Origin of the sequence: Pseudomonas sp. MWU318 (genome assembly GCF_016756945.1) — a bacterium.
Classification (GTDB): Bacteria; Pseudomonadota; Gammaproteobacteria; order Pseudomonadales; family Pseudomonadaceae; genus Aquipseudomonas; species Aquipseudomonas putida_A.
On sequence record NZ_JAESJL010000032.1, the window covers coordinates 1 to 454 of the forward strand.

A 454-nucleotide genomic window follows, 5' to 3' on the forward strand; every position below is an offset into this window, starting at 1 on the left:
GAGTTTTACGGTGGTGGTATCGATGGTGTCGGTGACCTGAGTCACAGCCGGCACGGTGCTCGGCACCAGGTTTTCGAAGTTGCCACCGGTAGCGTTGGTGATCGTTGCCTGAACGGTGCCGGCGTCTTTGTACACGTCATCGGCAGGTGCCGGAACGGTCACGGTGCCAGTGGTTTTACCGGCTTCGATGGTGATCACCGCGCCGTTCGACAGGGTCACGGTGACTGGCGAGCCAGCGGCGTTGGTCAAGGTCGCGGTGTAGATGATCGAACCACCCTCGGCGACCGAGTTGGTTGCGCTCAGCGACAGGTTGGTGGTGTCGACAGTGTCGGTAACGGTTGTGCTGACCGGCGTTTTGTCGGCGACCAGGTTTTCGTAGTTACCGCCGCTCACATTGGTGATCGCGTTGGTCAAAGGCGCATGACCGGTCAGCGCATCGTTCGGTGCGATGGTG

Annotated in this window: 1 protein-coding gene; it reads right to left on the reverse strand. The window is 60.6% G+C overall.

Annotated features, from left to right (window positions below):
* The coding region (locus tag JN524_RS27190) for an immunoglobulin-like domain-containing protein (protein WP_202371319.1) at positions 1-454 on the reverse strand (454 nt) is incomplete at both ends.